Origin of the sequence: Streptomyces sp. NPDC008086, assembly GCF_042957325.1 — a bacterium.
In the GTDB taxonomy this organism is placed as follows: Bacteria; Actinomycetota; Actinomycetes; order Streptomycetales; family Streptomycetaceae; genus Streptomyces.
In genome coordinates this window covers 81,677-107,376 of record NZ_JBIBIA010000011.1, presented here as the reverse complement: position 1 = coordinate 107,376, position 25,700 = coordinate 81,677, and the positions used below count along the sequence as shown (strand labels likewise).

At 66.8% G+C, this 25,700-nt stretch carries 18 protein-coding genes and 1 pseudogene; 14 read left to right on the top strand and 5 right to left on the bottom strand.

Going from position 1 to position 25,700, the window contains the following annotated elements; translation table 11 throughout:
- The first annotated feature begins 34 nt into the window (after positions 1-34).
- From ACFZBP_RS35045 to ACFZBP_RS35035, 3 genes are all read left to right on the top strand, one after another.
- A complete protein-coding gene (locus ACFZBP_RS35045; RefSeq protein WP_391419300.1) occupies positions 35-5,278 on the top strand; it encodes a class I SAM-dependent DNA methyltransferase in 5,244 nt (1,747 codons plus the stop codon).
- 68 nt (positions 5,279-5,346) lie between these two features.
- On the top strand, positions 5,347-6,573 hold the full coding sequence (locus ACFZBP_RS35040) for an AAA family ATPase (protein WP_391419299.1): 1,227 nt from the start codon (positions 5,347-5,349) through the stop codon (positions 6,571-6,573).
- Complete coding sequence (locus ACFZBP_RS35035; protein ID WP_391419297.1) at positions 6,573-7,247, top strand: hypothetical protein; 675 nt, start codon at positions 6,573-6,575, stop codon at positions 7,245-7,247. The genes ACFZBP_RS35040 and ACFZBP_RS35035 overlap by 1 nt, the downstream gene beginning before the upstream one ends.
- 24 nt (positions 7,248-7,271) lie before the next feature.
- Here ACFZBP_RS35035 and ACFZBP_RS35030 read toward each other — a convergent pair whose 3' ends face one another.
- The 4 genes and pseudogenes from ACFZBP_RS35030 to ACFZBP_RS35015 form a co-directional block, all read right to left on the bottom strand.
- Entirely contained in the window at positions 7,272-7,472 is a 201-nt protein-coding gene (locus tag ACFZBP_RS35030; protein ID WP_391419474.1) for a DUF397 domain-containing protein, read from the bottom strand.
- Positions 7,473-7,480: 8 nt separating this feature from the next.
- Complete coding sequence (locus ACFZBP_RS35025) at positions 7,481-8,320, bottom strand: Scr1 family TA system antitoxin-like transcriptional regulator (RefSeq protein ID WP_391419472.1); 840 nt, start codon at positions 8,318-8,320, stop codon at positions 7,481-7,483.
- Positions 8,321-8,464: 144 nt separating this feature from the next.
- A complete protein-coding gene (locus ACFZBP_RS35020) occupies positions 8,465-9,454 on the bottom strand; it encodes a hypothetical protein (protein ID WP_391419295.1) in 990 nt (329 codons plus the stop codon).
- Positions 9,455-9,788: 334 nt separating this feature from the next.
- Positions 9,789-9,931, bottom strand: a pseudogene (locus ACFZBP_RS35015) (transcriptional regulator); the annotation flags it as partial.
- A 156-nt stretch (positions 9,932-10,087) separates the two neighbouring features.
- Between ACFZBP_RS35015 and ACFZBP_RS35010 the strand changes: the two are divergent.
- From ACFZBP_RS35010 to ACFZBP_RS34960, 11 genes are all read left to right on the top strand, one after another.
- Positions 10,088-11,794, top strand: coding sequence for a hypothetical protein (locus ACFZBP_RS35010; protein WP_391419293.1), 1,707 nt, complete (start codon positions 10,088-10,090; stop codon positions 11,792-11,794).
- Positions 11,795-12,290: 496 nt separating this feature from the next.
- Positions 12,291-13,886 (top strand): hypothetical protein, encoded by a 1,596-nt coding sequence (locus ACFZBP_RS35005; RefSeq protein WP_391419291.1) that lies wholly within the window; start codon positions 12,291-12,293, stop codon positions 13,884-13,886.
- A gap of 263 nt (positions 13,887-14,149) precedes the next feature.
- A complete protein-coding gene (locus tag ACFZBP_RS35000; RefSeq protein ID WP_391419289.1) occupies positions 14,150-14,572 on the top strand; it encodes a hypothetical protein in 423 nt (140 codons plus the stop codon).
- Positions 14,569-16,641, top strand: coding sequence for an Hsp70 family protein (locus ACFZBP_RS34995; protein WP_391419287.1), 2,073 nt, complete (start codon positions 14,569-14,571; stop codon positions 16,639-16,641). Before ACFZBP_RS35000 ends, ACFZBP_RS34995 begins: the two co-directional genes overlap by 4 nt.
- Positions 16,642-16,970: 329 nt before the next feature.
- Positions 16,971-17,507 carry a hypothetical protein gene (locus tag ACFZBP_RS34990; RefSeq protein WP_391419285.1) on the top strand — a complete coding sequence of 179 codons (537 nt, stop codon included), beginning with the start codon at positions 16,971-16,973 and terminating at the stop codon, positions 17,505-17,507.
- A 169-nt stretch (positions 17,508-17,676) separates the two neighbouring features.
- The gene (locus ACFZBP_RS34985) at positions 17,677-18,843 is read left to right on the top strand and encodes a DUF262 domain-containing protein (RefSeq protein ID WP_391419283.1); all 1,167 of its coding nucleotides are present in this window, start codon (positions 17,677-17,679) and stop codon (positions 18,841-18,843) included.
- On the top strand, positions 18,836-19,969 hold the full coding sequence (locus ACFZBP_RS34980; RefSeq protein ID WP_391419281.1) for a DUF3696 domain-containing protein: 1,134 nt from the start codon (positions 18,836-18,838) through the stop codon (positions 19,967-19,969). Before ACFZBP_RS34985 ends, ACFZBP_RS34980 begins: the two co-directional genes overlap by 8 nt.
- Before the next feature lie 144 nt (positions 19,970-20,113).
- Positions 20,114-20,968 carry a hypothetical protein gene (locus ACFZBP_RS34975; protein WP_391419279.1) on the top strand — a complete coding sequence of 285 codons (855 nt, stop codon included), beginning with the start codon at positions 20,114-20,116 and terminating at the stop codon, positions 20,966-20,968.
- Positions 20,969-21,013: 45 nt separating this feature from the next.
- Positions 21,014-22,426: a CBS domain-containing protein gene (locus ACFZBP_RS34970; RefSeq protein WP_391419277.1), complete on the top strand. Its 1,413-nt coding sequence runs from the start codon at positions 21,014-21,016 to the stop codon at positions 22,424-22,426.
- A gap of 118 nt (positions 22,427-22,544) precedes the next feature.
- Positions 22,545-23,114 carry an ATP-binding protein gene (locus ACFZBP_RS34965; protein WP_391419274.1) on the top strand — a complete coding sequence of 190 codons (570 nt, stop codon included), beginning with the start codon at positions 22,545-22,547 and terminating at the stop codon, positions 23,112-23,114.
- Positions 23,077-24,531: a hypothetical protein gene (locus tag ACFZBP_RS34960; protein WP_391419271.1), complete on the top strand. Its 1,455-nt coding sequence runs from the start codon at positions 23,077-23,079 to the stop codon at positions 24,529-24,531. The genes ACFZBP_RS34965 and ACFZBP_RS34960 overlap by 38 nt, the downstream gene beginning before the upstream one ends.
- A 57-nt stretch (positions 24,532-24,588) precedes the next feature.
- Here ACFZBP_RS34960 and ACFZBP_RS34955 read toward each other — a convergent pair whose 3' ends face one another.
- On the bottom strand, positions 24,589-25,629 hold the full coding sequence (locus ACFZBP_RS34955) for a beta family protein (RefSeq protein ID WP_391419269.1): 1,041 nt from the start codon (positions 25,627-25,629) through the stop codon (positions 24,589-24,591).
- Positions 25,630-25,700: the final 71 nt, after the last annotated feature.

Below are 25,700 nucleotides of genomic sequence, written 5' to 3'. Positions count from 1 at the left end.
TCCCGACCTGAGATTCCCTGAGAAGAGACCGGACATGACGTACGACTCCCTGGTCAACCGAGGAGACTACTTCTCGGCGCACTACCTCGCCGAAGTCCTGCCCAAGGACCTCAAGTCGGGCCTGCTGGCCGCCTGGAAGCAGCGCGAGGACGAGGCGAGGGCGGAGGCCGAGCGGGCGGCCACGGCGGGCGCCGACGGAACGGCCGAAGCGGGCCCGGGAGAACCGGACGCCGACGCCCTGCCGGTCACCCCGCGCGCGGGCCTGCGTGAGCTGCGCCGCCGCTACTTCCGGGCCCGTTCCTCCTTCGCGCTCCCCGAGGACGACGAGGACGGCACTGCGGCCGCCCAGGACACCGAGGACGACACGGCGACGTACGACTCCCCCGCCTGGTGCGAGCGGGTCCGCGCCCTGAACGCGGAGGTGCTGCGGGCGCTCGGCTACGACGCCAAGCCGCGCACGATGACGGTCACGCGCGCCGACCAGCCGTACGAGGTCCGGGTCGCGCACGCCGAGAAGGGCCTGGTCGCGGTCGACTGCGGCTGGGCCGCCGAACCGGACGCCGCACTCGACCCGGAGGGTCCCGGCCGCCTCCTGGAGCCGGTTCCGCTGGACGGCCGCAACACCGTGCCGACGGGCTCGAAGCTCGCCTCGTTCCTCTTCGCCTGCGAGGACGCGCCCCGTTACGTGCTGCTGCTGGTCGGCGGCGTCGTCGTCCTCGCGGACCGGATGGTGTGGGGCGAGGGCCGCTACCTCGCGGTCTCCCTCGACGCCGCCCTCCAGCGCAACGACACCAAGGCGGGCGGCGAACTCGACACGATCGCCGCCCTGTTCGGCGCGGACTCGCTGCGCACGCCGGAAGAGGGCGGCGAGAACCCCCTCGCGGAACTCGTCGGCAAGTCCACCAAGCACGCGGTGGGTGTCTCCAGCGAACTGCGCGACGGTCTGCGGCTGAGCGTCGAGCTGATCGCGGGCGAGGTCCTCGCCCGGCTGCGCGAGCAGGGCGTACGCCCCGAGGACATCGGAGACCTGCCCGACCTCGGCAAGCAGTTGACTCGCGAGTCGCTCCGCTACCTCTACCGCGTCCTGTTCCTCCTCTACGCGGAGGCCCGCCCCGAACTGGGCATCCTGCCCGCCGACTATCCCGAGTACCAGCAGGGCTACGGCCTCGGCCGCCTCGGCGAACTCATCGCCGAGCGTGACCTGGTCGACGAGAAGTCCCGGCAGGGCACGTACCTGTACGAGTCACTGGACCTGCTCTTCCGCAAGGTGCAGGAGGGCTACCGCTCGCGGCGGACGCACGGCCCCGCAGGGGCGGAAGCGGACGGCGTGGAGGCCACCCCCAAGGCCAGCGAGGACGTGGGTCTGCGTTTCGAGCCGCTGCACTCCAAGCTGTTCGAACCGGAATCGATCCGGCTGATCGGCCTCGGCACGATCCCGCACCCCCACGACGACACCGACGACGATGACGACGAGGCCGGCCTTGAGGGCTCAGGCGGCGTCCTGGACACCCGGCTGCGGAACGCCACCCTCTACAAGGTGCTGCGCCTGCTGATGATCACGCGCGGCAAGAAGGGCGAGCGCGGCGGCTTCATCTCGTACGCCCAGCTCGGCATCAACCAGCTGGGGGCCGTGTACGAGGGCCTGATGTCGTACAGCGGGTTCATCGCGGGCGACGAGGAGCTGTACGAGGTCGCGAAGAACGGCGACCCGAAGGACGGTTCCTGGCTGATCCCGAGGTCGAAGGTCGACGACTATCCGGGGAACGTGTTCGTGCACCGCCGTGACGAGGAGACCGGAGAGGACGTCCGCGTCGCCTACGCCCCCGGCTCGTTCGTCTACCGCCTGTCCGGCCGCGACCGCCAGACCTCCGCCTCGTACTACACCCCCGAGTCCCTTACCAAGGTCACGGTCCAGCTGGCCCTCCAGCACCGCCTGGATCAGGACGGCACGACGACCGAGGCGCGCGAGCTGCTCGACTGGAAGATCTGCGAGCCGGCGCTCGGCTCGGGCGCGTTCCTCAACGAGGCCATCAACCAGGTCGCGGCCGAGTACCTGCGCCGCCGCCAGGAGGAGCTGGGCACGCCGATCGACACGGAGAAGTACGCGGTCGAGTTCCAGAAGGCGAAGGCGTACGTCGCCCTGCACAACTCCTACGGCGTCGACCTCAACGAGACGGCCGTGGAACTGGCGGAGGTGTCGCTGTGGCTCAACACCATGCACCCCGGCATGGAGGCCCCATGGTTCGGCCTGCACCTGCGGCGCGGCAACTCCCTGATCGGCGGCCGGCGTGAGGTGTACCCGCCGGAGAAGCTGAAGAAGGCGGCCTGGCTGGGGACGACGCCGGAACGCTTCCCGCTGACGGAGGCGGCGAACGGCCTCCCGGTGACGGTGACCGAGCGCACCACCCGAAGCGGTTCGGTGCAGCGGGTCACCGAGAACGCCGTCCACCACTTCCTCCTCCCCGCGAAGGAGTGGGGCGCGGTCGCCGCCGAGAAGGAGGCGAAGGCGCTGGCCCCGGAGGCGGCGCGGGCGCTGGGCAACTGGCGCAAGATGATCACGCGCACGCCAACCGCCAAGCAGGCGGAACGGCTTCAGGCAGCGGCTCGGCGGGTGGAGTTCCTGTGGGGGCTGGTTGTACGACGCTTGGAGATCTCCGAGCGGGACATCTCGCGCCGGATCGACGTCTGGGGCGCGGAGGACGGTTGGCTTCGGTCGCCTGAGGTCGCGGTACAGCGGGACAAGGTCATCGCTGATTTGACGGCTCCGGACACCCCGTACTGGCGTCTCAAGACGTTGATGGACGCGTGGTGCGCGTTGTGGTTCTGGCCGGTGCAGGAGGCCGGGCTGCTGGACGGTACGGCGGAGGTGTACGAGCGGGGGGCTGAGGTACTTCCTTCGGGTGTTGTGGCGGAGGGGCTGCGGGCTGCGGACGAGTCCGGGGTGCTGATGTCCTGGGAGACGGAGGATCTGTTCGGTGAGATCACGGGGGGCGGCGAGCTGACGGCGGCCTCGGTGGAGCGCCGGCGCGCGGGGCGGCGCAAGGAGGCCATCGGGGGTGCGCGGAAGCGGGCGGTGGTTCCGCTGGCGGGGCTGGACGACTGGCTGGAGTTCGCGGAGGCGCTGATCGGCACGGAGGATGTTCCGGCTGACTCGCTGGTGGCGGAGTTCGGGTCGCTGGCGGAGCTGGAGCCTTATGAGGATGCGCTGCCGGATTTGATGGGCATGGAGCATTTTCAGCAGCTGGAGCTGCGGTTCCCTTGGGCGGGGGTTGCGGGGGATGTGGCGCGGGCGCAGGGGTTCTTCCATTGGGAGTTGGACTTTGCGCAGGTATTTGCCAAGGGTGGGTATGACTTGCAGGTGGGGAATCCGCCTTGGGTTCGGCCGAGATGGGAGGAGGATCTGGTACTTGCGGAGCTAGACCCATGGTTCATGTTGACAGAAAAGCCAAGCCCGGCCGAGTGGAGATTGCGAAAGGAGGAATTGCTGGCAGCAGAATCACCGAGCTTTTTCCTCCAAGAACTCGGAACCAATGCCGGCCTTGTAGACGCCCTGGTCGCAAAGTCGATGTATCCGTCCCTGACAGGGACGCAACCAGACCGCTATCGCGCCTTCATGTGCCAGACCTGGAAACACCAACGCAAGAACTCCACGTCAGGCCTAATCCACCCCGACACTCACTTCACCGGAACAAACGAAAGAACACTAAGAGAAGAGGCTTATCGCCACCTGAGGTCACACGCGCGATTTCAGAACGGGGCCAACTGGGCTTTTGAAGACCTGAACCGAAATCAGGAATTCGGCCTTCACGTGTACGGGAATCCGGGAGAAATCAATTTCACTCACCTAAGCGAACTCTACGGGACCGAAGTGCTGACCGACTCCCTAACACACGATGGCAGTGGATCGGATCCAGGAATCAGGTACGGCGACAAGTGGGACACCCGACCTCACGCAAATCGAGTGATCCAAGTAAATCTGGATCTCCTCACAGAATGGAACAGGCTATTCGACACCGAAGACCTACCCCCAGAGCAAACCCCTCTCCTTTATCCAGTCCTAAGATCAGAAAAAGGTGCTATTTCAGCGATTTCCAATTTTCCGACTCGCCTGAGCGAATACGATCCATCAATCACACGCGGGTACGACGAGGCGAACGGGAAGAAGGCAGGGTATATCGAGTGGAGGTCCCAACCTTCGGAATCATGGAACGATGTCGTGCTGCAGGGGCCACACATCGGCATTGGCAATCCACTCAACGCCGAACCTAACATTCCATGCCGCAACAGAAACGATTACAAGACGCTCAACCCGATCGAAATCGCTGCCGATCAGACACCCGCCACCAATTACGTACGGGCCTGCTCTGTAGAGGATTTCAAGTCCGCCCAAGACAAATGGAACGGAGTATCGTACACATCCTATTTCCGCCTCGCTTGGAGAGAAATGATCCCTCCGAGCAACGAAAGGAGTCTTTTCGCCGCCATAATCCCTCCCGGACCATCCCACATCCTTACAGTTCAGTCAATGTCCATGGACAACGAAAGACTGATGGCGCTGACTGCGGGATTCTGGGCGTCGATTCCTCTTGACTACGTCCTTCGAATCACTGGTAGGAAACATCTACAACGAAGCGACGCACTGAAGATGCCCTCTCCGATCGAAGAGCACCCTTTGGCTCACCCACTTCTGGTGCGGACGCTACGCCTAAATTGCCTTACGAACGCATACGCCCCCCTATGGAAGAGCCTTTACCACCCAACCTGGGCCGGATACGAAGCTTGGTCCTACGATGCCTGGCCACATCTCAAAACACTGGCTGGTCACCTTACGTCCGAGTGGAACCACGAAACTCCATTCCGCACCGAGCACGAGCGTCGCGCGGCCCTCGTTGAACTTGACGCACTGGTTTCGGTGTGGCTAGGGATCACATCAGACGAACTTTCCGCACTCTGTAGGACACGGTATCCGCAACTAAGCGAGCGCGAAGAAGCCATGTATTTCGACGTCAATGGTCGAAAGATCGCGCGCAACCACAATACTTACGGCTACGGCCAAACCAAGGAGACATACCCCGCCCTCATGGCACACCTGGAATCCCCCGACACCGCGCCACCTCCGGAGGGATACGCCCCCCCCTTCTATAAAGCCGACCGTGAAGCCGAGATGCGGGGTGCTCACGCACATTTCCAAGCGCGGCTGGATGCCGAGATTGCCGCAGGGCGGTGGACTCCGCCCCAACCAGCAGTCGGTGGGCGTGGCGTGCCGGTGGATGGCTAACCGTCAGTGGCGTGTGCCGACGCCACGCCTGCCGCACCCCATCCCACGCCTCCCGATAGGTTCCGTCCATGCCAGGACAGTTGCTCGAACTGCACGTGGAGAACTTCCGGAGTCTGCGGGACGTGACCATCCCGTTAGGTCCGCTGACGGTTCTCGTCGGTGCGAACGGTGTCGGTAAGTCGAACGTCCTCAAGGTGTTCGACCTGCTCGCCGACATCATCCGTACCGACCTCGAACCCGCCCTCGAATCCCGGGGCGGGTTCGACCAGGTCGCGTTCTGGGGCGGGCCCAAGCCGCCGACCACCCTCCGGATCCGACTCAAGGCCACCTGGACCACCCACTCCAGCCCCAACGCCCCCGACGAGTACGACCTCAAGGTCCGGCGCTACTCGGCGCCCAGCAACAAGGACAGCGGCCGTTACCGACTCACCCGCAGCGAGAGCTTCCAGTTCAAGCGGACGCGAGGGCGAGGCCGCCGCATCACCGTGTCGGGCGAGCGCGCCACAGTGGTCGACACCCGGCCGAGCAGCGGTCTTGAGGACAGCAGCGAGTTCGGTATCCAGCGACTCAGCAGCGGTCTGTCCACCCTCCCCCGCTTGACCAGTACCGAGGGTGGAACCGAGGTGGCCCGGGTGGCCCACCAACTCTCCTCGTTCCGCGTATTCGACGTGAACGTCGACGCGGCTCGCCGTCCTTCCCGCGTCGACTACGACGACCTGTCATCCGACGCGGACAACCTGGCCGCCTTCCTGTACGCGCTCCACACGGGCGACGACGACCTCTGGAACCGGCTGGTCGACGACGCCCGTTCCGTCCTTCCGCAACTGCTGGACATCGAATTCGTCCACATCGGAGGCCGGGCAGATCAGGTCACTGTCATCCTTCGTGAGCGCGGGCTGCGGCAGCCCACCCCCCTCGCCGACGCCTCTTACGGGACCGTCCGCCTCCTCGGTCTCCTGGCCCTGCTCCACGACCCCACACCTCCCGCACTCACGTGCGTCGAGGAGATCGACCACGGTCTTCACCCCCAAGCGCTGAGGTTGATCGTCGAGCGCTTGAGGGAAGCCAGCGAAAGGACCCAGTTCATCGTCGCCACGCACTCCCCCGCACTCACCGACCGACTCCTGCCCGGAGAGATCGTGATCTGCGAGCGGGACGACGAGGGAGCCTCGCTCATCCCCGCGATCAGCACGGACGACGTGAGTGCGATCGTCGAGGAGAGCGGAGACCTGCCGCTCGGTGAGCTGTGGTTCTCAGGTGTTCTCGGAGGCGACCTGACGGGAGACGAGCTGTAGTGGCCGGGAGCAGAGGCCCTCAGGGGCGCGGCGTCATCGTGCTGGCCGGCGAGGACTCCAACGACTGCCGGATCGTCGCCGAGATCATCAAGCAGCACCATCCGGACCTGGGCAGCGCCCGCCTGGTCGAGATCAGCGACAAAACCCGCCTCAAGACGGCCACCGGGCCCGACCTCGCGGCCCGCGTCCGCACCATCGTCGGCAAAGCGAAGGGCCGCGCGCTCCGGGCGAAGGGCCCACTCGTCGGCCTGGTGATCCACGAAGACCTGGACGGCTACACGGACACCGAGTACACCCGTGTCCGCGCGAACGTCGCCGGAGCACTCTCCCGCGAAAGCCCCTGTAACTCGGCGTTGGCGCTTGCCGCTTGGGAGTCGGAGGCATGGCTCTTACTCTTCCCGGACGCCTTCCCGGCTGTCCGGCCCAACTGGAAGGTTCCCGCGCAGCTCCGAGGCCGCGACACCGGAACCATCAAGAGTCCCAAGGAAGACCTGAAGCGCAAACTCGGTTCCCCGGCGTTCCGGGAGTGCGACGGGCCCAAGGTCGCCGAGCAGGCCCGATCGCTTGGCCTACTGGCCTCGGGCCCGACCGGCACCAACCGCTCCTACAAGGACTTCGTCCACGAACTCGGCCAGTGGTCCGCAGTTTCCGTCCCAAGTCCGCGCCGCAGGTGAGCCGTTCACAACCTGCCCTACAGCTCAGTTCATCTGGTCTACGGCGTACCCAACGAACATAGCCCAGGCATCCGGGCCAACAGCCAGTCCAGCATGGGCCGTGTCCTTGGAGTCCCGCACATGGATCGAGTGGGGGCAGGTGGCCACCTCTACGCACTCCCCGCCAGCTCCACTGCTGTAGCTGCTCTTGATCCAAACAAGATCAGGTACAGCACCTTCAGGCATCGCGGTCGTCATGTCGCTCCAAGAAGCTTCTCTACAAAGGTCAGCGAATCGTGCGGAGTCATCCCCTGTGCTCGCAGGATGCCGTACTGCTCCTCGAACTCGCGAACTGCACGTCGCTCCGTATGCAGGCGGCTGTCCTGGTGCGCCTCCACGTAAGCGATCCTGCGCCCTTCCCTCGTCTCAATCAAGGTGAAGGGCCCGCCAAGCGCCGCGTGTGACTCGCGGCACGTCGGCATCACCTGGATCTCCACGTTTCTCGACTGACCAACCAAGAGAATTTGCTCCAGTTGTCCCTGCATCACAGAGCGGCCTCCGAGAGGCCGGCGGAGCATGGTCTCCTCGATAACGAAGCTGATTGTGGGCATGGGCCGCCGGAAGAGGATCTCCTGCCGGACGAGGCGAGCAGCAACCCGTTGCTCGATGGTGTCCTCATCCAGCAAAGGACGCCACATCCCGAACACTGCCCGCGCGTACTCCTTCGTCTGCAACAACCCCGGTACAGCCTGGTTCGCGTACACATGCAGCTCAACCGCCTCAGCCTCCAACCGAGCCGCATCCCGAAAGAACGCCGGATACTGAGCCCTCGCCACCTCCTCCTTCATCTCCTGGAGAACCCCGCCCGCGTCCAGCAGCCCGTCCGCCACATCGATGAACCGAGGCGGCGGTACCCGCCTCCCCTGTTCGAACGCCGCGATCGTGGAAGCCGAGTAGCCGGTCCGCGAACCGAACTCGGCCCGCTCCAGCCCCGCCCGCAGCCGGAAGCGTTTCAACTGCCGTCCGAACACCCGGAGGATGCCCGAGTCCGGCTCGGGCGGTCCCGGAGACTCCGTCCCGACATCCGAGCCCATGCCCGCAGCCGCGGTTCCGTCCGGCTCCCCTGCCAGTTCGCTCACCCGCTCGCTCACCTCCACCGCCCGTACCGATCAACGAACACCGTAGAAAGCACACGCTGACCACGCCGCCGAAGCTCGAAATTTCACCCGCACAAGCGTTCAGGCGGCCGAGTGGACCGCTCCGGCCTTGCCGCGGTCATGGCGTTCCCTGCAATCGCGGCACAATGCGCGGGGATCATGCGTACGGATCGCGCGTTCGCAGCCGTCGCAGGTGACCAGCGGCGCCCGCTGTGCTGCGGGCGTCGCCGCCGTCGCCGTACGGAGAGGCTCCGTCGGCAATGGCGGCGGAAGAAGGGTCGTCAGGCGGTATTCGACGAAGCTCGCCGGGTGGCGGATGGGGTCGCCCTCGGGCGGCAGGCCCGCAGTGAGCGTGCGGGTGATCTGGTCCGGCGTCGCGGCACGGCCGAGCCAGATCTCGACGGCGGGCACGAGCCGCCGGATGTCCCGTTCGGACAGCAACAGCCGGGTGTCGGCGAGCCGTAGACGCGCGAGCAGGTCAGCCGCCGGACCGGTGGGCAGGGTGGCGGGTTCCGCGGCAGCACGCCTCGTACGTACGGAAGCCGGCACCGAGACCTCCACCGGCGCCGGAACAGCCACCGGCCCCGGCGCAGACAGAACTTCAGGCGAGGGCCCGGCTGTCGCCGGGGCCACGACGCTCAAGTCACCACCGTGCACCGAGGCACCTACAACAGCCCCCGGATGATCGAGAAAGAACGTGCGCGTGGAGATACGGCCACCCCCGAGCGGCACCCGCCTCCGGACGAGATACCCGGCCGCCTCCAGTTCCCGCAGGGCCCTGCCGATTGTCACCTCGCCCTCCGGGAACCGCATGGTCAGCGCCTTGATGGTGACCGAGGCGCCATCGGGCAGGGACTGGATGTGGACGCCGATACCGATCGCCGTCGCGGAGAGGCGGGGGTGCTGGGCGAGGTGGTTACCGACGACCGTGTAGCGCTCGGTGTGGCGGTGCCGTACGTGGAAAACTCCGGAGCGGGGCGCGTCCGGCGGGAGTTCCGGAGGCACGGGAGCCGACTGCCGCTCGGGCGACGGGTGCGCGGGCAGGGCCGCGTTAGACTGCGGGTCAGCCATCGGGAAGCCATCATCTTCCTGGTTGGTCAGGCCCTCGCCGGGATTGCCGTCCTGCCGGGGGCCGTTCTCTGTCTGTGGTTGTGTGCGGCGACCGTACCCCACCCGCCCGACGAGCCGACGTTTCCATCACCCGAACGAGTGGCGCCCCAACTCGCGGGCGCCCAGGCCGGGTTTGGTGGGGGTCGGTAGTTACCCTAAGGGCTTTCAAGAACATCGCGCACCACCGCGTCGCGGAACCCCGCGCCCCGGTGCCGAGCTGGGTAAACAACCGACCACTGGGCCACCCGACTGTCCCTCGACATCCGCCGTCACCGCCCTCGGCCCAGGCGTCCCGTCAACGCGGGTTCAAGGCGCGCCTGGCCGCGTTGATGACGCCGTGGGCGTCAGCCCCGTACACCGCCGACTCACTGAGAGTGCTCCAGACCAGACCATTGCGTACAACGCGATGTTGTCGGCGTTGTCCAACCACATCTCGGATTGGGCACACACCCAGAGGAACAAGCCAGGTCCTCCGGACGGCTGCCCGCCTCCACCTGGTGGATTCGGGCTCGACGACCGGACGTCGAACCGTAGACTTCGGCGGCGAACGCCGACGAGGACTGGCCGTCGCGCGCTCTTGGGGGAGGACATCGCATGCAGAACCCTTCGGACTCATCGGACTCGATGGAGATCGCCGAGCCTGAGGAGAACGGCCGGAGCGATACCGCCGACTCACCTGTCGTGGACGATCCGACACCCGACTCGGACATCGACTCAGAGACGGCATCGACGGTCCTGGTAGAGGTGCTGCCAGGTATTGCCGTCGTCTGCGGCGCTGAGGTTCCGGCGGAACTGAAGCCCGATCTGCTCGACTTCGGGATCGTGTCGGCCGCCGACCGCAAGCAGATCTCCACGGTCCTGGCCGCGATCGGGAACACGGCGACCGTGGCCGGCAATCTCGGCAACGCACTCGCCAGCGTGCAGGGGCTCTACAGACTCAGCGCCGCAACACAGGCCTGGCTGAATGCCGGTGCAGCGCTCGCCGTCAAGGACGGCGCGAACCTCGGAGCGGTGTTCGCCAACGGAAAGATAGTCCACCAGGCCCGCCTCCTGCCCGTGGCTTCCGTGAGTGCGGCGCAGAACGCCGCATCGATCGGGCCGGTGTTGGCCATGGTCGCCCTTCAGATGCAGCTGAATGAGGTCACGGACCTTGTCAGGATCAACATCGCGCTGACGAGCCAGGTACTCACAGACATTCGCAACGAGCAGTGGACCGAACTGACGGGGCTCGTCGCCACCATCGATCGCGCGGTCGACCAGGCGCGGGAGATCGAGTCGGTCCCCGCCTCCTTGTGGGACAACGTCGCGGGTAGTGAAGCGTCGCTGCGTAAGCAGCTCGACCTGTACCGGCTGAACGTCCGCGGCCACGTCAGGCAGATCGATCGGGCCGACGCGGGTCGCCGACGCGAGTATCTCCAGATGAACGCCGAGGCAATCGTCTTCGACGCCAACGCCCTGCTGTCCTCCCTCAAGGCATGGACCGGGTATCAGGCACTCCGCGCCGGCAGGGCGAGGGCCGCTGGACGCGACGACGCTGACGAGGCGCGGCTCGTCGACGTGATCGCGCGCGACACTCGCGCGGAGCTCGACTCCGCTCTCACCGAAGCGACGAGCCTCGCCGACTCGCTGACGCGGCAGCTGCGCATCATCGCCGAGCTGCCCGGACGCGACACTCTGCCACTGCCGGGGAAGCGGAAGGAGTCGATCGCAGCCCGCCAGGCTTCCGCCCTTCTGTTGAAGGCGATCGAGCCCCTTGCCGATGCGCTCCATCCGCCGGCCCCTCCGCTGGAGGCTCCGGGCGTCGTCTGCGCACCCACGTCCCTGGATCTCGAGCCGCACCTTCGCATCCTGCGATGGTTCCTCGAGGACGGTGAGACCTTGCGTGTCCTCGGCTTCCCCGATCAGCTCGATGCTCTCGGTCCCCTTTCCGCGATCCTCGGCGGAGCGAAGGAGAAACTGGCCGCCGGGAGGGACAAGATGGCGGCAAAGACGCTGGTCGCCGTCACGGATCGCCGCATCATCACGACCAAGTCGAACGCGTTCCTTGAACAAGGCGAGATCCGTCAAGTCATCCCGATCGACCAAGTGCGATACGTCAGAACCGCGACCACCCAGGACAAGAGCGCACGCTTGGCGATCGACCTCATCACACGCGACGAGAACATCCGCTGGCTCTTCCAGGCAGACCTGGACGCCATTCAAGTGGACGCGCTCGCCGCCGTGCTCGCCGAGTCGATGACGATCCCTGACGTCGAACGCGATGAGCTGCAACGGCGGCGCCACGTACCCATCGAGGCGTGAGGGAAGGGCGAGAGTACGGACCCGACGTCTCAGGAACCGACTGGATCCGAGGCCACTGCCGACAATGGCGAGTAGCTCTCCGAGCCAATCGACCGTGGTTGTGGTTGTTTTGGCGGCGACCGTACCCCACTCGCACCGCCGACCGAAGCTCCCATCGCTCGCATGGAGCGGCCATCGCTCCCGCTGGTGCTGAGAACATGGGTGTGCCTCATGAAGCAGCCCGCACGCCCCTGCCGACCTCGGTCAACCGCGCCTGCACGTGGCACCCGTTCGCATGTCCCTGCACATCGCCCCGGGGTCACGGCCTCCGCGTGATGCGCTCATCGTCCATGGTCACGATATGTACGAGGCCGTTTGGATTGTCAGACCGCGCAGATAGCCTAACGGCGTGTACGACATGACGGACCCGGTGGCCGTTCGCAGGGCGGCGAAAGTCGCTGAACAAGAGCGCCTGAGACGTGCGCGTGAACGCAAGGAGAGCCAGGACTCCTCGGGCGTGAGCGGATTCGTACAGCGCAAGTGGCGTTGGCTTGGCGTCGGCGGCAGCGAGGCGGTCGAAGCCGTGATGTCCATGGTCACGGAAGCAGCGTCCGCCGCCGGAATGCCCGAGGCGGAGCGCGCCGTACTCGCTCAGGCCCTCGAAGGGGATCCGGACCGCGAAAACCTGTTGCCCGCGGTACGCGTGGGGCTGAGCCTCCTGCCGCCGGAGTCGGTGCTCGGCCATCTGCGGAACATCTGGGCCAACGGTGTGCGATGGCTCAACGAGGCGGGCCTGGAGCGGTGCAGGCTGTTGTGTTCGTCGGCACCCAGCCTGGACCTGGTCACCAAGCGTTCCCATGCGGTCTCGGGCGGACCCGCCTTCAGCCTCTTCGCGACCGCGGCCACGCGCGGGGCGATACCCATGCCGAACCGCCATCTCGACGAGCTTCTCCCGTGGGCGCCCCTCTCCGTCATCGACGATCTGATCGAACACGGTGGCCTCATGCCCGAGGACGCTCCCTGGACGAGACGGAACGCGGAGGAAGGCCTCTACCTGCAGGCGCGTCTCGCCCCCGCGAAGGTCTCCGGCGAGCAGGCCGAGCGCCTCGAATGGCAGGCGTATCTGCGGCGGCGGTCCTTCCTCCAGGGTGAAACCCTCGTCCGACAGGAACCGGACGACGTGTGGGACCTGCTGTATGACGTCGTCATGGACGGCGACGTGACGGCCGTCAGCGCACTCGACGCGGCTCTGCCCCGGAGCCAGCAGATCGAGCTCCGCGACCTCAAGTCGGGTGCGCTGTCCGGGCAGTGGCCGCTGAGCATGACCGAGGACCAAGGGCTGTGGCTGCTGATGGCAGCCCTGTGGCGCCCAAGGAACCTGGTCGACGCCGGGCGGAGTCCGTTCTACGCTCTCGTCGCCCTGAACCGCGCCTACGACCTCGTGAAGACCGGTGACCTGGAGGCGGCGGCCGAGCAGGCTCGCTCCCTTACTCGGGACAGTGTGAGCAGCCGCAAGGTTCCGGCGGACCTGGTACAGGAGGCCCTCGCCCTCGCGGCGTACGTGGCCGTGGCGCAGAGCGAACGGCACGAATCGCCCGCCGGACGGGACAGGCTTCTCGACTCCGCCGAGGAGTACGCCGGTAAGGCCGCCGCGCAGGGAGGAGCCGTAGCCGAACGCAACCTCAGGCTCTTTCGCGCCTGGCGGGGGACGAAAAGGAACGACCGTGGTCCGTTCAACAATCCCTTCCTCGACATCGGCCTCGATCACGGCGCTGACGGGTGGGAGGAACGCTGCCGGGACATCTTCCGGGAGCGCGAAGGTGACGCCAGGGCCCAGTCAGACCTGAACATGGCCGAGGAACGCATCCGGGGCGCGCAGCGCGGCGAGGCGGGCTGGGACGTCTTCTATCAGTTGCCGCTCGACCGGTCGCGATACGTCATGCCCTCCCAGGTGCCGAACCATCTGGTGCCCCCGCTGGAGGCCCTGCCACGCCGGACTCCGGTCACCAGTGGCGGCGAGCTGGAAGCCATCCGTGCCCGTGCCGCCGTCGAGCTGCTCGACGACTTCCGGACCACCGCCCCACACCTCGACCGCCACAGTTCCGCCCCATGACCGCGCCGTAGTCCTGACCAACCGTCCGAGCCGAACGAAGCCGAGCAGCACTGATGCCTCCGAAGAAGAAGACTCCGAAGAGACAGCGAGCACATCGCCCGTGTCCCGCGTGCGGCCAGACGCAACCCGGGACACAGGGCGCGCCGCCACCGCACAAACCCGGAGGTCTGAAACGCCGCCGGGCGCAGCACACGGACACCAAGGTCAAGCCCGGGGAGACAGGTGTCGTCGAAGCTCCTCCTGCTCCCGATCCGATCGACGCGATGACGGTCATCAAAGGGGTGGCGGCCCGCGTGCCGGAGGCACTGGAGGCCGCCGGGGCCGACGAGGTGCCCCCGGCCGGCGCGCTCACCGCGGCGGTGCGCAGGGCGGTCCTGGACGAGTTCCGCACCCGCGCCCAGTTCGCCGGTCGTCTCGCCGAGATCGACGCGCTGCTCTGGTCCCGGGCGGGAGAGAGCCGCGAGACCGTCGAGGGCGCGATGACGGCGCACTTGCGGGAACTGCGGCTGCTGCGGGTGACAAAACCCGAGGAGAGCGACCGGTTCGTGGTGACGGAGGGCGAGGGAGACGCCTTCGAGCTGCTGAGTCCGGCGTATGTGGATGAGTTGACAGGAAAGGTCATTCTCGCGGGGCAGCTCCGGCGCATCGCCGGGCCCGCGGGTGTGAGGGCGGGGGAGGAAGCATGACGGCTGCCGGAATCGACTTCGGTACCACCAACTCGGTCGCGGCCCAGTGGAACGGCGAATACGTCGAGGTCCTGGAGATCGGCGGGCAGGGCCTGGACGCCAACTGGAGGCGCGAGGGGTTCGAGCTGCTCTACCCGTCGGTCGTCGGCACGAGTTCCCTGCGGCCGGGCACCTTGTTCGGGTGGGAGGCGAAACTCCGCTCCGAGCAGGCCGTCGAGGCATGCAAGCGGATGCTACGCGAGGAACCCTTCGTCACGCTGGGCGGTGCGCGGTTCGCCGCGACCACGGCTGCCGCCGGCGTCTTCCACGCCATCGCGGGCGCGGCGGAGGAGGAGGCGGCCACCGAGATCCGCGAGGCCGTGATCACCGTGCCCGCCAACGCGACCGGCGCGGCCCGTTTCCGGACCCGCGAGGCTGCGCGTGCCGCGGGCCTCACGGTCCGCACGCTGCTGAACGAGCCGACGGCCGCGGCGATCGCGTACGCGCACGAGATGGAGGTCGACGGGGAGTTCCTGGTCTTCGACTGGGGTGGCGGCACCATGGACGCCACCCTCCTGCTGCATGACGACGGGTTCTTCGACGAGAAGGCGAGCCGGGGCGTCAACCGCCTCGGCGGTCTGGAGATCGACGCCCGGCTGCGCCGCATGGTCCTCGACCGCGCACCCGCGCGAGGGCGTTGGAGCGATTCCGAGAAGCGGATGTTCGCCCTGGAGATCGAGCGGGCCAAGATCCTCCTCTCCCAGCAGGAATCGGTGCGCGTCCAGACGCCCGACGGCGTCACCGTCGAGATCGGGCAAGGGGAGTTCTCCGAGGCCATCCAGGACCTCATCAGCCAGGCCCTCGACCCGGTGGAGGAATGCCTGGAGCAGGCTCGTATCGACCCGCGGGACCTCACCGCGGTGCTGATGATCGGTGGCAGCAGCCAGATCCCGGCGGTGCGCGCCGCGGTCTCGGAGGCGCTCGACTGCGAACTCGTGGACACAGCCCTGTGCGACCCGATGACAGCCGTGGCCGAAGGGGCGGCCATCAGCGCCGCCGCCATGGACGGCGAGCTGAAGAGCATCATCCGGGTGGTCAACACGCACGCCCTGGGCACGATCACCAAGGACCGCGAGGGCAAGCGGAACTTCAGCGCCATCATCGACCGGAACCAGCGCCTGCCGCAGCAGCGCGTGAAGTCGTACGAGCCCACGAAGGACAACGTCTCCCAGCTGACCGTTGAGGTCTGGGAGGGCGACCCCGACCGCGAGGTCGGCCACCCGGACAACGCCAAACTCACCGACCTCGTCCTGACCTACCCCCGCCGCTGCACAGTCGAAGACGGTGTCTTCGACCTGGAGTACACCTACAGCAAGGAAGGCCTGCTGACCGTCAGGGCGACCTTGCAAAAGACTGGCGAGGTGGTCCTCGACGGCGAGGTGAAGGTTTTCGGGGACGGGCACGTCCTGCCGGAGGTGAAGAAGGAGCTCGATCGACTGCTCGCCCTCGCCCCGGCCGCCCGGCCCGCGACCACCCCGACCCATCCCCAGCAGGTCCGGCCCCAACGCCAGGGCAGCAACGGGGCGCCCAAGCCCGCCCCGCCTCGTTCCGCGCTCCAGTCGGCCAGCGCGAACACAGCCGCGCCGGCGCTCGTGATCGACGGATCCAACCTCGCCTGGAACGGACGCCCGCCGCGTGCAGCGGGCGGAAAGCCGAGCTTCGCGGCATTGCAGGCGGCTGTCCGATCGCTGCGGTTCAAGCACCCCGATAGCGACATCCACGTGGTGGTCGACGCCACCCTGCGCCACGACGTATCCGCCGAGGAGAAGCCCCTTGTGGAGGCAGCCATCGCCGACGGCACCGTCGTACAGCCTCCGGCCGGGACCGAGGGGCGGGGCGACGCCCTGGTGATCAGCATTGCCGAGGAGGTCAGCGGAGTCATCATCTCGAACGACAACTTCGCGCCCTTCCAGAGGGCGAATCCGTGGCTGAGGGTCGCTGGACGGGTCATGGGGGCGACTCACTCACAGGGAGTGTGGGTGTTCAACCGTCGCGTACCCAATCCGGCGCCGTCTGCCCAGCGAAGGTGACACGCTCGGCTCCATCCGCGCGGACGAGAACACGCTTAGGCAGACAGAGACATGGAGATTGCGCCCTGGCGCCGACGTACGCACGCGTCGTCCGGGGCGACCGGACGGGGTTGGGGGGGACCGCCATGGAGAGCATGAGACTGTCGGTCGTCACGGTAGTCGCGTTACTTTTCTCCACCGGCTGCTCGGCTCAGCCGAGCACCGGCCAGGCGCAGAGCAACGTCTGTCCGCCCGTCGCGTCCGATGTCTCAGCTACTCCCACGCGCGCTTCCGGGCCCGTACGTCAGGTCGAGCTGGGGGACGTACGGTGCTCGGACAAGGACTCGGGCATGAGCGCCGTGGACATCACGGTGAAGAACACCGGCACGGGCGAAGCCAACTACTACGTCACCGTAGAGTTCCTCGACTCCGAGCAGGGCTCGCTCGCCACTGTGTACACCTACTTCGGCCACGTGAGCGCCTCGGCGACCATGTCGAGGACGGCCTACGGGGTACTGCCGACCGACGGCCGCGGGCTGGCCGTCCGCCTCGTCGAGGTGAAGCGTGAGGCCGTTCCGACGAAAGCCCCCGCAAGTGCTCTGGACACGGCGGTGGACCTCTTCGTGGAACAGGGCCTCGTACCGGCCGGCACTCCGTACGGGGATTGCCCGGACACCGCACCCCAGGCCTATTGGATCGGTGACCGAGGAAACTGCTGGACCGCCGTCAAGGCCTTGCCACCACTGCCCGCCACATCAGCTCCACAACCGACCCTCCCAGTTCCGACGCCCACGCCCGCGCTCCCCGGGACCGTTTGCCGCGATGGCTGGGTCTCCGGCTCCACCGGCCGCGGAACCTGCTCCCACCATGGCGGTATCGGCCGCTGAGTTCGGCCGGGGCTACGGGTGGAATGCAGGGCGCTGGCCGTAGTCGATCAGCTACTGTACGGACACGTTCGATTCATGGGCGGCATGCACGTATGCGGAGGGGCACATCTTGGTCGGCAGCGCTCCCGTACCTGAGCCGGAACAGTCGTCACCGAAGTCCGCGTCCACAGTGTCCTCGGCACCGCGGAACGACGAACCGCTCGTCGAGCTGACCGACACCGGAGTCAGTGCCGGCATCGAAGCGGAAGACCTTGGTCCGAGCCACCGGGCGCCATTCGACCCGGAGCTGATCGACGTCTATCCGCGCGCAACGACCATCGATCTGATGCTTCAGCGCCTCAAGCGAGGGCTCATCGATCTACAACCCGACTTTCAGCGACGCTCCGGCATCTGGAACGAGACGGCGCAGAGCAGACTGATCGAGTCCCTCCTGCTGCGTATCGCGCTACCCACGATCTATGTGGCGGAGGAGGCCGACGACTCGTGGACCGTCGTGGACGGGGTGCAGCGACTCACCACCATCGTCCGGTTCATCAAGCCCGAGGCCGCCGGGCTGGAACCGCTGGTGCTGAGGAACCTGGAGTATCTGGACTACAACGGCAAGACGTTCGAGGACCTACCGGGGCGCATGCAGACCCGCATCCTGGAGACCGAGTTGTCCTTGCTGCTCATCCGGAAGGGCACCCCCGAGGAGGCCCGGTTCAACATCTTCACGCGGATCAACACCGGAGGGCTGCCCCTCTCCCAGCAGGAGCTGCGGCACGCGCTCATTCCAGGTCAGGCGCGAGATCTCCTGGCCCGGCTCGCCGAGAGTCCCTTCTTTCTCAGCGCGACTGCAGGCAGCGTCTCCCCCAGCCGCATGGTGGAGCGTGAGCTGTGCCTGCGTTTCCTCGCGTTCTGGCTGACTCCACCAGGTCGATACGTCACTCAGGACTTCGACGGCTTCCTGCGCGCGGCGATGCACCACATCAACAGCCTGACTCCCGCCGAGCTGGAGGACCTGGAAGCCCACTTCTACCTCGCCATGGTCGACAGCGAGCGGGTCTTCGGGGACCAGGCGTTCCGCAAGCAGTTCGACACATCGGTTCGGCGCTATCCGATCAACAAGGCACTCTTCGAGGTGCAAGCCGTGACCCTGGCCCAGTGCACACCGGAAGAAACCAAGGTGCTGTCCGAACGCGCGGACACCGTCGCAGTGAAGTTCCAGAGGCTGATGGACGACCCGGCGTTCTACGACGCCATCTCCTCGGGCACCGGTGACGCCAACAAGGTCAACTACCGCTTCCAGTCCATGAAGGACCTGTTCCGCGAGGTGTTGGAGTCCACGAATGCTTGAGACACTCACTCTCACGAACTTCAAGGCGTTCGCCCACCAGGAGCTCCGTCTGGCCCCGTTCACCCTGCTCACCGGACTCAACTCCTCCGGCAAGAGTTCTGTACTCCAGTCCCTGGCACTGCTGCGGCAGTCGTACGAGTCCGGTGACCTTGCGCCGGTCGGCGGCGGCGAGGCTGGGCTGCTGCTCAACGAGGAGCTGGTCCAGCTCGGCATCGGACAGGACGTACGACACGAGTCGTACGACGAGACAGGTCCGCACATCACGCTCGGGGTGCGCGGCGACGGAGCTTCCATCCAGTGGAGCGCCCTCTACGAGCGGGAAGCCGACCATCTGAAGCTGCTGTCGGACAAGGGCGGGGACAGGGACGGCCGGGATCATGCCGGTCTGCTTCCGACCCTGTTCGGGCCGGGCTTCCAGTACCTGAAGGCCGACCGCGTCTCACCCCAAGTCAGCTACCCGCGCTCGCACCACGCCGTGTCCACGCGCGGTTTCCTCGGCGCGCATGGTGAGCACACCGTGAACTACCTGCGTGCCCACCAGGACGATCCGGTCGAGGCCCCCGCGCTCCTCGTCCCCGACGCGGCGTCCGCCACTCTGCTCGGTCAGACAGAAGCCTGGATGCAGAAGCTCTGCCCCGGGGTGAGCCTTGAAGCGGCCGGCATCGACGGAACCGACACGGTCCGGCTCAGCTACCGCTTCGGCTCCGGAGTCTCCCAGTCCAACCGCTACCGCCCCACCAACGTCGGCTTCGGACTCACGTACGTCCTGCCGATCGTCGTGGCCTGTCTGTCGGCCAAGCCTGGGACGCTGATCCTGCTGGAGAACCCAGAGGCGCACCTGCATCCGCAGGGCCAGACCTGGATGGCGTACCTGACAAGCGCGGCGGCGGCGAGCGGGGCGCAGATCGTGATGGAGACGCACAGCGACCACGTACTCAACGGCCTGCGGCTACGGGTCAAGCAGGAGCTCCTGAGCGCCGACGCGACCGCCGTGCACTACTTCCGTCGCAAGGATCAGACCTCGGAGGTCGTCAGCCCGGTCATCGGGCCGGACGGGCGGCTCTCCGAGTGGCCCGAGGGCTTCTTCGACGAGTGGGAGAACTCCCTCGACCAACTGCTCGACTGAGCTGCAGCACGGAGTCATTGAAGCGCCCCGGGGGGTCGGGGTGATCGGTGCAGAGCGAGAATGGGGTGGGGTGTGCCGCTGCACGTGTTTCTCAACGAACAGTCCTGTGCGTCCGATTGCGGAGCGGACGAAGTCTCGGAGGGCATGCGCACCTTCGTGGGCGTGCTGAGGCGGTTACAGCGTCTGCGCGGCATCAGCCTCGCTACGCAGAATCCCTTCGACGAGACAGAACTCGCACGAGGTTATTACTACGCGCAGTGGCGCAATGACGCCCGCAACAAGGAAGAAGCTCTCTACTTCCAGCGAATGCGCGACCGCTGTGTCTCCTTCACAGCGGCTCTGCACGCGGCGGCGATGGAGGAGCGGGACGACATATGGCACCGCTTCAAGGGAGTCGACGTCCATGGACTTCGCGCGGCCTTGATGGCGGACGGACTCGCCCTCAGCCTCCCGCTGGCCCCGGAGTGGGACACCGCCTGGCTGGATCTGGACATCGAGGAGCTGTCCGAGGGTCCCGAGCCAGGAGACGTCGTCGCCGACGAGTACACGGACCAGGTCCGGCACACCTCCCGGAAGGCACACCTCGCCGAACACGAGGAGTGGATCCTCCGGGAAGGACTGGACCGCGTCTCCAGTGGAGCCGAACTCTGGGCGGGACGAGCAGACTTCTTCCCCCACCTCCAATTTCTCGACCGGGTGAAGGACGATCTGGAAAACCTCGACCCACGGTGGTTCAAGGGAGCCCGCCAGTTGCTGCGACAGCTTGAGGCCACCGCGGCTCAGTGGGACCCGGCTTCTCCCACCGGGCCGCACTGGGAGGCCCCGAACATCAGAGGCGAGCACGAGAACGCCCGCAAGGACCGGATGTGGGAGGACAACGGCAAGGACGAGTGTTTCCAGTTGCACGGAAACCTCAACCGAGGCGCCGGCCGCATCTACTTCCGGCTCGTTCACGACGAGAAGGCCATCCGCATCGCCCACATCGGGCGCCACCTCTGAAACAGACACTCCCGCCCCTCCCCAACCGACAAAGGCGCAGGTGACATGACTGATTCCACCGCCGGCCCCGCAGAGACGCAGTCCCGCGCCCGCTACCTCCTGGACGGACGACGGGTGACACTCACCGACCTCCTCAGCGCCGGGCTGCTCACAGAAGGCGAGCACCTGAAGTTCGTACGGCCCCGGATGGGCGAGTCGCACGACGCCACGGTCACGCCCCGGGGATGGATCCGGCTGGCGGACGGCGAGGAGTTCCGCTCGCCCTCCAAGGCGGCCACGGTCGCTGTCGGGTACGGGACGTTCGACGGGTGGGAGGCGTGGCAGGTGGACGACGGCAGATTCCTGACGCAGTTGCGCCAGGAGTTGCTGGACCGGGCCGCCGAGGAGACCGAGCCCACGGAACCGGAGGAGGAGCGACAGACATCGCTGTCGCCCAGCGAACGCCATGCCCGACTGAAGAAGGCACGTGAGTCGGCCGAGGCAGGCAGCCCGTTCACCCTCACCGTGCAGGAGCTGCTGGGCTGGTGGGGTGCGACCGGCCGGGGACTGGTCAATGAACAGATCGAGGCCGACCTCGCCAACCACAGCCTCATCACCTCGCCCGAGTTCGACAAGGTCCCCCTGACCGCCACGGTCCAGCTGGTCAAGGCTGCGGAAGAGGATGCCGAGGACATTCCTCTCGCCGGGTCCTCAGCGCCCCTCACAGCGTCGGTCGGCACGTCCGAAGAACAGGAGTCACGCGAGACCGGGCTCACCGTAGGCACCCTGCCCTCCGCCCTCGGCGGTGTCGTCAGCGTGAAGCCGACCGCCACCTTCGAGGAGGTCATCACGCTGATGGTGCTCCACGACTTCTCGCAGCTCCCCGTCCTAGCCGGTCCGCACAACCTGCGGGGATCCGTCTCGTGGAAGTCGATAGCGCGTGCCCGGCACGCCGACCCCGGCGCCCATCTCTCCCAGGCCATCGTGGACGCCCGGGACGTACGCTACGACCACGACCTGATCGATGTCCTTCCCACACTGGCCGAACACGACTTCGTCCTCGTCCGTGACCAGCGGAACGCCATCGCCGGCATCGTCACCGCCGCCGACGTGGCCCAGGCCTACGGCGAACTGGCCGGACACTTCCTCCTGATCGGTGAGATGGACCGCAGGCTGCGGCAGGTCATCGCGGGCGCCTTCACCCTGCCCGAGGTCACAAAACTCTGCGACCCGAAGGGAGAACGCATCACCTCCTTCGGCGACATGAGCGTCGGCGACTACAAACGCGTACTGGAGAACCCCGACCTGTGGCAGCAACTGGGATGGCCACTCGACCGCAAGGTGTTCATCGACCGGCTTGAGGAGATCCGCAGGATCCGCAACAACGTCATGCATTTCAACAGCAGCGATCCCCTGCCGAAGGACGACGTGGACAAGATCCGCAACCTCAACAAGCTGCTGCGGGAGTACGGGGAGTAAATCCTGGGCCCTGCTGCCGCACACCGCCGCCTACACGCCACACGCCGTCGCCTACGGCGGCTCGCTGTGTGCGCGTCGGCACTGGGCACATCCGTGTGCGCCCGGCAGCGTAGGCGCCATGAACAGGAAGCACTCACCCACCTCCATGACGGCGGCCGCAACACGCGACGCGGCAGAAGTGGGCTCCACGACCGCCGAGTTCACGATGCGCTTCAGCTCCACTCCGCGCGGCGCCCGCCTCGCCCGCCGCCTGGTCGCGGACCGGCTCGACGCGTGGGGCCACCCTCATACGTCCACCGCCAACGAGACACTGACCCTCATCACGGCTGAGCTGGCCGCCAACGCCGTACGCCACGGGTACGTACAAGGACGCGACTTCGAGGTGCGACTCGTCGCTACCGGCGAGACGCTGTGCGTGGAGGTCTCCGACACGCGTGCGGAGCGCGTGCCACCGCTCTCCCCGCGCGAGGCTCCCGGTGACGCCGAGACCGGTCGTGGGCTGATGCTCGTAGCCACTCTGGCCGACCGGTGGGGCATCGAGCCCCGGGCGATGGGCCCCGGGAAGACCGTGTGGGCCGAGACGGGCTGTCCCCCTCACCAGCCGCTTGCCCGCCCTCGGGATGCCGCGATGACTCGCGTACTCTCCGTGCATGGTTTACGTCATAGCGCTCAGCGAGAAGGAACTTGACCGTATTGACATGGACTTACGGCTGAAGCGGTCCATCACCAAGACTGTCGCCGCCGAGTCCTTGCCGAATGGTTCCGAGCCGCAGATCACTCTGCTCGTCAGACGGTCGTCCGTGGCCGGGCCGGCTCCGCTGGTTTGGCTGGGGGTCGTACGACAGCCACGCGGAGAGAAGGTGGCCGCAGTCGACTCCCGGGTCAACGTGGAACTGCTACGAGAGTGCCCCGTCTCGGTCTCGTTACAGGCCATCGAAGCGAAATTGCCCCTTGATGTCCGCAACGTGATCCTTACCGCTTCGGGCCGGGAATTCACCATCCTCGACGACGTTGCGTCCGAAGCTCTCCTTTCGGCCCTCGCCCAGCACCATGAGAAGCTGCGCCAACTGCTCGACTTTCTGGGTGAGGCCGCCGAGCCAGAACGCCTCGATCCGCTGAGTCGGGCCGAGGACGCCTCTTGGCAGGAGCAACTCGAAGCTGCCCGGCTGGCTATGGCAACCGTGGGGATTCCGCCTGCTCGGCTTGCCGCGTGGCGCCGTCCGACCGATCGCCACGCGCCAGCTCTGGCTGGTCTGATCGCCGAACCCTATGAACCGTCGCTACTCGACTACGACATGCATCACTTCTTCGACGGGGACGACGTCTTCCAGTCCATGGGACCTCCGTATGTCGGCGGCTCTCTCGGCTCCGCCTTTCGATGCGATATCCAAGTCTTCGAACACCTCGGCCGCCGAATCGAAATCGCGAACGTCAACGCATCACCGGTCGAAACTCGCCTCGGCACCGACCTGATTTTCTACCACGAGCCGACGCAAAGCTTCGTGCTGGTGCAGTACAAGCGTCTGCCGCACGAGGCCGGAAACCGCTGGATTCGCGTTGACAAGAAACTGCTGAGTCAGCTGGACCGACTGGAGCGCGTGGCCGCCCTCAGCCGCCCAGCGGGCCTTCCCCACGAATGGCGGCTCGGCCCTGATCCATGCTTTGTGAAGCTCTCCTACTGGCCCCTAAAGGAAACCATCGACCCAGGCCCCTCGCCCGGCATGTATCTGCCCGTACCGTACGTGCGGCTACTGCTGGAAGACGACGTCACACGGGGCCCCAACGGCGGACGGCTGCTCGGGTACCCCCAGATCGACCGGTATCTGACGAACACCGAGTTCACCACGCTCATCAAGAATGGATTGGTGGGCACCGTCGGCACAACTATCGAGGAACTCGCAGCAATCGGTGCGCAACGGGCCGAGGAGGACCGGATGTCCGTAGTCGTCGCCGTCGAGAGGGCCACGGGCCCACTGCGCGAGACGGTCAAGGAGCGGCACAAGCGCAACCACGCTCAGGGGTACGACAAGGCGCTCGCCAACCGCTTGCGCAGGCAGCGTCGTTACGCACCCATGCCCGGTCAGCAGACGTTCCCCGAAGCATAGGGCTTGGCAGTCTCGGGGCGGTCCGACTCGGCTAGGCTCGATTCGGCTCGGGAACGCTCACAGGCCAAGGCTCCGCACCACGAACTGCATGTGCTGGATGTTGCCCACCTTGTTCCACGTCGAGTGGTTACCGGTGCTGACTGAGCCTTCGGTCCGGTCGCGCAACCACCTCTCTCCTGTTCCCGCCTCCACGCCCCGGAAGTCCGCGAGCCTGGTGAGACAGCGCGCTGCCTCCCGGTTGGCGTCGTCGTACTGCCTGCCGTGCGGCACCTTGGACAGGTGGTAGGAGCGGGCGGTGGTGTAGCGGAGGATGCCCCACGGCGGGCCTCCTCCGCGCGCGGGCGGCGTCTGGGTGACGTACGTGGCGGGGTGGATTCCGTAGTCGCCGTAGCGGAGTCGGGGGAGGTACGGGCGTTCGCCGTGCTGGATCTCGTGCCAGGTTTCCCAGTCCGTGCGCGGGGCCTCGTACGGGACGCCTTCCCGGAAGTCGGCCGGCGGTTCGGGGAAGCCGCCCGCCACCACGCTCACGGTGCGCCACGAGGTGAGCGGGATCAGGGAGTCCAGGGCGCGCAGCGCCTCCTTGGCGGCTTCGGGGCGGTCGGGCAGGACCGTGCAGAGGTCGAGGAAGAGGGCGGCCGGGTGGTTCGCGGGAAGCCGGTCCAGCAACTCGCGGACGTCCGAGGCCGTGCCGTCGTTCCACTCGCCGGGGAGACGCACGCGGATACCGAGTACGTCCTCGCGTCGCCGAGCCACGGCGAGGGCGAGTGACTGCTGCGCGACGGGGCGTCCGGGTCCGGTTACGGGCCGCAGGTTGCGGTGGTCCCACCAGTCGAGGGTGAGAGCCTCGGCCAGGACCGCGGCTTCGGTGGCGTCGGCGAACGGCGCGTCCAGCCACGCGGATCCGTGGCGCTGTGCGGCGGTGACGTCGTCGGCGTCCTTGCCGATCCGTTCGGCCAGCGGCTTCGGCAGCATGCCGGGGCGGGGAGGCAGTGTCCACAGGGGAGCGACCCAGCGCTGTACGTCCGGCGTCAGCTCACGGTAGGCGGCCGTGGCGTGCGGCCGGGTCGGCAGGACGGGAACGTACAGCGGTACGGACATGGCGTCCCCCTCGGCGCTGCCCGTGCACGGTGTTTTCCTTGTTTTCCTTCAGGGTGAAACCATTGGCCGGG